This is a genomic window from Massilia sp. ZL223 (genome assembly GCF_018119395.1).
Classification (GTDB): domain Bacteria; phylum Pseudomonadota; class Gammaproteobacteria; order Burkholderiales; family Burkholderiaceae_D; genus Telluria.
Map to the genome: position 1 here is coordinate 45,278 of NZ_JAGPWD010000041.1, position 7,091 is coordinate 52,368.

Here is a 7,091-nt window from a genome sequence, read left to right on the forward strand (position 1 = left end):
AAAACTCAGCTATCGTCAGCTATGAAGCAGGCGCAGCCCGGCACCCGCCGGCAAGCGCCGGAAAACGCCGCCAGACGCGTTTATTAAAACGGAACTTTGGAGACTCTCATGCACTTGATTTCGAAGGGGCAACCGTGAGCCAGGTCACCCTGCGCGACATCGCGGAAACCACCGGCCTGTCCATCGGCACGGTTTCGCGCGCACTGAAGAATCAGGCCGGCATGACCGAGGTCACCCGCGACAAGGTGCGCGATGCCGCCATCCGGCTGGGCTATGACTTCGGCCAGCTGAAAAAAGGCCGCATCCGCCGCATCGCCTTCCTGCTGCACAGCCAGCACAACACCCTGTCGTCCAGCCCCTTCTTCTCGCCGGTGCTGCATGGCGCCGAGGAAGCCTGCCGCCGCGAGGGCATCGCCCTGTCCTTCATCGCGGTGGGCCCGGCGGAGCCGGTGCTGGGCCAGATCCGCCTGCACCAGCCGGATGCGATCCTGTGCGCCGGCTTCTTCGAGCCGGAAGTCCTGAGCGCCCTGCAGCAGGTCGGCAAGCCGATGGTGCTGGTCGACATGCACCGCCGCGGCTTCACCTCGGTCAATCCCGACAACATGCGCGGCGGCTACCTGGCCACCCAGCACCTGCTGCGCTGCGGCCGCAAGCGCATCGCCATGCTGTCCGGCTCCCTGGCCCACTACAGTATCCAGCAGCGCAACCGCGGTTTCCGCCAGGCGCTGTTCGACGCCAAGGTCCACGCCGACCCGGACCTGGAAGTCATCGTCCCGACCATGGGCGATGGCGACGAAGCCGTGGCGGAAGCCATGCGCACCCTGCTCAGCCTGCCGAAGCGGGCCGATGCCGTGTTTTGCTACAACGACAGCACCGCGCTGGCGGCCATGAAGTACTGCCTGAACGAAGGCATGAAGATCCCCTACGACATCGCCATCGTGGGCTTCGACGACATCGCCGCCGCCTCCGCCGCCATCCCCCCGCTCAGCACGATCCGCGTGGACAAGGAAGCGCTGGGCCGCGCCGGGGTCGAACTGCTGCTCCAGAAACCCGAAGACAACCCCTCCCAAATCACCCTGCCAGTCGAGATGATCGTGCGCGAAAGCAGCTGCGACGACTAATGCACTTCACCCTGCCCAACATGAACAATTTCCCGAACTTCCGCAGCCCGGCCGTCCTGCTCGACCATGCGCACCACACCATGCGCTTCTACCACCCGCGCGCAATCGACCCGGCCGGCGGCCTTTTCCATTATTTCAAGGACGACGGCGCGGTCTACGACGCCCAGCATCGCCACCTGGTGAGCAGCACGCGCTTCGTGTTCACCTATGCCATGGCCTACCGCCATTTCCAGGACCCGGCTTACCTGGAAGGCCTGAAGCACGCCCTGCGCTTCGTGCGCGATGCGCACCGCGCCCCCGACGGCAGCGGCTACGCCTGGATGCTGAATGGCGGCCAGATCGAAGACGGCACCAACCACGCCTATGGCCAGGCCTTCGTGCTGCTGGCCTACGCCCACGCCACCATGGCGGGCCTGGACGAGGCGCGTCCCTGGATCGAGGAAACCTTCAACCTGATGGAGCGCCGCTTCTGGGACGCCGAAGCCGGCCTGTATGCCGACGAGGCCAGCCAGGACTGGAGCGAGCGCTCGACCTACCGCGGCCAGAACGCCAACATGCACGCCTGCGAAGCGCTGCAGGCGGCCTGGCAGGCCACCGGCGAGCTGCGCTACCTGGAACGCGCCTACACCATCGCCTACAACATCACCCAGCGCCAGGCCGAGCGCTGCGGCGGCTTGATCTGGGAGCACTACGACGAGCAGTGGCGTCCCGACTGGCGCTTCAACTTCGACGATCCGGAAAACCTGTTCCGCCCCTGGGGCTACCAGCCGGGCCACTTCACCGAGTGGGCCAAGCTGCTGGTGCAGCTGGAAGAGCGCGGTGACGTGCTGGGGAAAGACCTGGGCTGGCTGCTGCCGACCGCGGAAAAGCTGTTCACCGTCGCGGTGGAGAAGGGCTGGGACCAGGAAAACGGCGGCCTGTGCTACTCGCTGGCGCCGGACCTGACGATCTGCGACTGGCACAAGTATTTCTGGGTCCAGGCCGAAAGCGCGGCGGCCGCCGCCATGCTGGCCGAGCGCACCGGCAAGGCCGAATACTGGGACTGGTACCAGCGCCTGTGGGAATACAGCTGGACCCATTTCGTCGATCACCACAACGGCGCCTGGTGGCGCATCCTGGACCGCCAGAACCGCAAGCTGAGCGACGAGAAGAGCCCGGCCGGCAAGGTCGATTACCACACCATGGGCGCCTGCTATGACATCGTGCGCGTGCTGAAGGAGCCGGGCCATGCGTGATGCGCCTTTGATGCTGTGCGCCGGCGAGGCGCTCATCGACATGATCGACCAGGGCGACGAGCGCTGGGTCAGCCGCGTGGGCGGCTCGGTATGGAACGTGGCGCGCGCGCTGGCCGTGCTGGGCGAACCGACCGCCTTCGCCGGCGCCATCAGCCGCGACCGCTTTGGCGACGCCCTGTGGCAGGCCAGCGAAGCCGTGGGCCTGGACACCCGCCTGCTGCAGCGCGTCGAGCGCTCGCCGCTGCTGGCGATCGTGGAAAAGTGCGAGCCGCCCCGCTATTTCTTTATTGGCGACGACAGCGCGGACCTGCATTTCGATCCGACGGCATTCCCTGCCGGCTGGTCTGACGGGCTGCGCTGGGCGCACTTCGGCGGCATCAGCCTGGCGCGCGAACCGCTGGCCTCGACCCTGGTGGCCCTGGCCCAGCGCCTGAAGGACCAGGGCGTGACGATCAGCTACGACCCCAATTACCGCAACCTGATGGAAGAGGGCTACGAACCGACCCTGCGCCGCATGGCCGCGCTGGCGGACGTGATCAAGGTGTCGGACGACGACCTGCGCGGCCTGTTCCCTCGTGTCGAGCTGGACGTCGCGCTGGAGCGCGTGCGCGCCTTCAACCCGGCCGGCTATTGCCTGTTCACCCGCGGCGGCCAGGGCGCCAGCCTGTTCCACGGCGCCCAGCGCGCCGATGCGCGCGCCCCCCAAGTGGCCGTGGTGGACACGGTCGGCGCCGGCGACGCCAGCGTGGCCGGCCTGCTGCACAGCCTGGCGCGCCACCCCGGCCGTCCGCTGCAATCTCACCTGCACGCCGCACTGGCTGCCGGTTCCGCCGCCTGCCTGCAGGCCGGCGCCACCCCGCCGCAACCGGCGGCCATGCACCAATTGTTCGAACAGCTCGAAGGAGAGGGAAAGTGATGCGTCGACTCCAAGTGGGGGCCCTGCTGGCGGCTCTCGTACTGCCCGTGGCCCTGCAGGCCGCGCCGGCGGACAACAGCATGCCGGTGAACACCTTCATCGGCACCCAGGACGAAGGCAATACCTTCCCCGGCGCCTCGGCTCCCTTCGGCATGATCCAGGTCGGCCCGATCACCGACCACTACGCCGGCTACCGCTACAGCGACAAGAAGATCCGCGGCTTCGGCCACTCCTTCCTGTCCGGCGCCGGCTGCTGGGAGCAGGGCGGCCAGCTGTCGGTGCTGCCGGTCACCGGCACCATCGGCCCGGGCGGCAACTTCGACACCAAGAAGCCGGACACCTTCAACCACAAGACCTATGCCGCCGAGTACACCCATGAGGGCGAAGTCGGCCAGGCCGGCTACTACAAGGTCAAGCTGACCAGCTACGGCGGCATCACGGCCGAGGCGACCGCGCTGACCCGCGCCGCCGCCGAGCGCTACACCTTCGACGCGAAAGCCGGCGCCGGCCACGTGCTGCTCAACCTGGGCCAGGCCAACGAGCGCCATTCCGTGATCGGCAGCGAAGTGCGCGTCGTGGGCGACCGCGCCGTCGAAGGCCGGATCATCACCAGGAGCTTCTGCGGCGGCGCCAAGTACGCCACCTGGTTCCGCATGGAGTTCGACCGTCCCTTCGCCGCGCGCGGCATCTGGGACGACCGCGCCGGCTGGGCCAACGTGGACGGCCCCAGCCAGCAGGGCGAGGCCAAGCCGCACGGCGTCTGGCTGAGCTTCGACCTCAAGGACGGACAATCCGTCACCGCCGTCAGCGCGATCTCGCACGTGGACGCGGAAGGCGCGCGCATCAACCTGAAGGCCGAAGGGATGGAAGGCGGCAAGCCGATGAGCTTCGACGCCATGAAGGCCAAGGCGCAAGCCAACTGGCAGCGCGAACTGGGCAGCGTGCGCATCGAGGGCGGCAGCAACGACGACCGCACCGTGTTCTACACCGCGCTCTACCACGCGCTGCTGCAGCCGCTGACCGGCAACGACGCCGACGGCCGCTACCGCGGCTACGACGACGTGGTCCACACCGCCAAGGACTGGACCTATTACGAGTTCTTCTCGCTGTGGGACACCTACCGCGCCCAGAACCAGCTGCTGGCCCTGCTGCGTCCGCAGCGTGCGCGCGACATCGCCAACTCGGTGCTGAAGATCCGCGAGCAGAGCGGCTGGCTGCCGCGCTGGGGCTACGCCAACTTCGAGACCAACATCATGACCGGCGACCCGGTCACGCCTTTCCTGGTCGACCTGTGGCGCTTCGGCGCACTGAAGGGCCGCGAGCGCGAAGCCTACACGGCGCTGCGCGAGAACGCCTTCGGCGTGCCGGCCTTCGGCATCCGCCCGCAGGGCCGTTCGGGCAATCCGAGCTACCTGCGCCAGGGCTTCGTCCAGTATGACCGCGGCTTCATTTCCAAGGGCATGGACACCGACCCGCACCACGGCGCCTCGGCGACCCTGGAATACGCGCTGGCCGACAGCTCGCTGGCGACCATGGCCAAGGCCCTTGGCCACACCAAGGATGCCCAGGTGCTGGCGCAGCGCGCCCTGAACTGGAAGAAGGTCTGGGACCCGAACGTCGTCGACGAGCCGACCGGCCAGCGCGGCTTCCCGCGTCCGCGCCTGCTGGACGGCAGCTGGTTCGCCGACGTCGGCAGCGGCTTCGACCCGCGCGGCGACCATGGCTTCCACGAAGGCACCGCATGGCAGTACCAGTGGCTGGTGCCGCAGGACGTGCCGGGCCTGGCCGCGGCGATGGGCGGCACTTCCCAGGCGCTGCGCCGCCTGGACCAGTTCTTCGACTACGAGGCGCTGGTGGCCGATCCGGCCGCCGTTCGCAAGTCGTGGGTGGTGGGACCGTACAGCTACTACAGCCAGTTCCGCTACAACCCGAACAACGAACCCGACCTGCATTCGCCCTGGATGTACACCCTGATGGGCCAGCCGTGGAAGACCACCACCGTGCTGCGCGCGGCCGAGACCCTGTTCGGCAACGGCCCGAGCGGCGTGACCGGCAACGACGACCTGGGCACCATGTCGGCCTGGTACCTGTTCAGCGCGCTGGGCATTTATCCGGACGTCCCGGGCAGCGGCCGCTTCCTGCTGCATGCGCCGCGCTTCTCGCGCGCCGAGATCGACCTGGCGCCGGGCCGCGTCCTGCGCATCGAAGCGCCGGAAGCCAAGCCGGGTGAGCGCCGCTACGTGCAGTCGGTGAATTACGCAGGCCGCCCGGTCTCGCGCGTCTGGCTGGACTGGGAGCAGCTGCAGTCCGCCGGCACGATCAGCTACAAGCTGGCGCCACAGCCGGACACCGCGGGCTGGGGCACGCGCGCCGCCGACCTGCCGAAGGCCCCCGCAGGCCTGGCCCGCTAAGGCAACACATAAAAAATAGTTAGGAGACTCCACATGGAACACATTTCGCAGCCAGTGCGGCTGCAGCAAACGCAGGCGCAAGCCGGGAACACCGGCCCGCTGATCATCGTCACTCTCCTGTTCTTCATGTGGGGTCTGCTGACGGCGCTGAACGACGTCCTGATTCCGCACTTGAAGGAGCTGTACACGCTCAGCTACGTGCAGGCGATGCTGGTGCAGTTCTGCTTCTTCGGCGCCTACTTCCTGGTGTCGCTGCCGGCGGGCGCCCTGATCAAGAAGATCGGCTACCAGAACGGCGCCGTCGCCGGCCTGGTGATCGCGGCCATCGGCTGCGCGCTGTTCTACCCCGCCTCCCAGAGCGGCTACGGGCTGTTCCTGTTCGGCTTCTTCGTGCTGGCGGCCGGCATCACGGTGCTGCAGGTGGCGGCCAATCCCTACGTGACCGTGCTGGGCGACCCGCGCAACGCGTCGAGCCGCCTGAACCTGACCCAGGCTTTCAACTCGCTGGGCACCACGATCGCCCCGGCCCTCGGCGGCTTCCTGATCCTGTCGGGCAGCGTGCTGGGCGCGGCGGAACTGGCGCAGCTGCCGGCTGCCGAGCAGCTTGCCTACCGTGCGGCCCAGGCGGCCAGCGTCCAGGGACCTTACCTGGCCCTGGCCGGCGCGCTGCTGGTGCTGGCGCTGCTGTTCGCCTTCGCCCGCCTGCCGAAGATCGAGCACACCGACGACGCCACCGCCGCTACCGGCGCCGCCGCCAAGAGCTCGGTGCTGGCGCATCGCCACCTGGTGCTGGGCACCATCGGCATCTTCCTGTACGTCGGCGCCGAGGTCAGCATCGGCAGCTTCCTGATCAACTTTTTCGGCGAGCCGCAGATCGCGGGACTGAGCCATGCCGCCGCGGCCCACTACGTCAGCTATTACTGGGGCGGCGCCATGATCGGCCGCTTCATCGGCTTCGCGGTCATCCGCTACGTCAGCCCGGGCAAGGCGCTGGCCTTCAACTCCGCCGCCTCGGTCGCGCTGGTAATGGTCGCCATCTTCGGCCAGGGCCAGGCCGCCATGTGGGCGATCATCGCGGTCGGCCTGTTCAACTCGATCATGTTCCCGACCATCTTCAGCATGGCCCTGTACCGCCTCGGTAAATTCACCGGCCAGGCTTCGGGCATCCTGTGCATGGCCATCGTCGGCGGCGCCGTGGTGCCCTTCGCTCAGGGCCTGCTGGCCGACACCATCGGCCTGCAATGGTCCTTCGTGGTGCCGGCGGCATGCTACGCCTTCATCCTGTACTTCGGCCTGAAGTACGCGGGCCTGTACCAGCAGGGCGAACACGCCTGATTGATCGGGGGGGGGGGGGGGGGGGGGGGGGGGGGGGGGGGGGGGGGGGGGGAAAAAAACACCCCCCGGGGGG

Annotated in this window: 5 protein-coding genes; all 5 read left to right on the forward strand. The window is 68.1% G+C overall.

Translation table 11 applies throughout. The features are described from left to right. The first annotated feature begins 134 nt into the window (after window positions 1-134). From KBW95_RS20815 to KBW95_RS20835, 5 genes are read left to right on the forward strand one after another with little or no spacing between them, the layout of a single operon-like run. The gene (locus KBW95_RS20815; protein WP_211524280.1) at window positions 135-1,121 is read left to right on the forward strand and encodes a LacI family DNA-binding transcriptional regulator; all 987 of its coding nucleotides are present in this window, start codon (window positions 135-137) and stop codon (window positions 1,119-1,121) included. Beyond that, a complete protein-coding gene (locus KBW95_RS20820) occupies window positions 1,121-2,356 on the forward strand; it encodes an AGE family epimerase/isomerase (RefSeq protein ID WP_373888837.1) in 1,236 nt (411 codons plus the stop codon). The genes KBW95_RS20815 and KBW95_RS20820 overlap by 1 nt, the downstream gene beginning before the upstream one ends. Beyond that, window positions 2,349-3,272 carry a carbohydrate kinase gene (locus tag KBW95_RS20825; RefSeq protein ID WP_211529224.1) on the forward strand — a complete coding sequence of 308 codons (924 nt, stop codon included), beginning with the start codon at window positions 2,349-2,351 and terminating at the stop codon, window positions 3,270-3,272. The genes KBW95_RS20820 and KBW95_RS20825 overlap by 8 nt, the downstream gene beginning before the upstream one ends. Then, entirely contained in the window at window positions 3,272-5,683 is a 2,412-nt protein-coding gene (locus KBW95_RS20830) for a GH92 family glycosyl hydrolase (protein ID WP_211529225.1), read from the forward strand. Before KBW95_RS20825 ends, KBW95_RS20830 begins: the two co-directional genes overlap by 1 nt. Window positions 5,684-5,716: 33 nt before the next feature. Next, a complete protein-coding gene (locus KBW95_RS20835) occupies window positions 5,717-7,018 on the forward strand; it encodes a sugar MFS transporter (protein WP_211529226.1) in 1,302 nt (433 codons plus the stop codon). The last annotated feature ends 73 nt before the right edge of the window (window positions 7,019-7,091 follow it).